Annotated in this window: 1 protein-coding gene; it reads left to right on the top strand. The window is 45.2% G+C overall.

Annotated elements, in window-relative coordinates:
* Window positions 1-23: 23 nt before the first annotated feature.
* On the top strand, window positions 24-484 hold a 461-nt coding region (locus tag KP705_RS17250; RefSeq protein WP_215765159.1), incomplete at its 3' end, for a protein rep.

Raw genomic sequence — 484 nt, 5'->3', positions numbered from 1 at the left:
ATAAGGGGAAGTATCTGCGGTACATGGTTATCACCTGCGGTGAGAACGTCCGCATATATGATGACCTCAAGGCGGAGCATAGGAAATGGACACGCAAGCTCTCTGATTGCTTCCGTTGGCTCAATCAAAAATATGGTTCAAATCTGTATTTCAGGGGGACTGAGTTCACTCATAATGAGGATCATGAAACCCTTAACATGCATATGAATATCCTCTTTGATCTGCCGTATTTGAAGGGGAACGGCTGGCAGGATTTTCTTGCTGATGTTCGTGAGAGGATGTCGTGCATTGTTAAGGATGCGGGAACTCTTGAGTCTGTTGATGAGGTCACAAAATATGTGACTAAGCCGAACGATATTGAGACGATGGAGGATGGCCATCTTGAGTGGTTCTATAATGAGACACTCAATACGCGACTGATACAGAGGTACGGATCGTTTAAGGAGTTCAAGGGGTCTCTTAATGATGAGAGGCTTCGCATCGT

It is taken from the genome of Gluconobacter sp. P1D12_c, from assembly GCF_018812105.1.
GTDB lineage: Bacteria > Pseudomonadota > Alphaproteobacteria > Acetobacterales > Acetobacteraceae > Gluconobacter > Gluconobacter oxydans_A.
The sequence above is the reverse complement of the archived record's forward strand: the minus strand, read 5'-3'. Positions and strand labels throughout refer to the sequence as shown.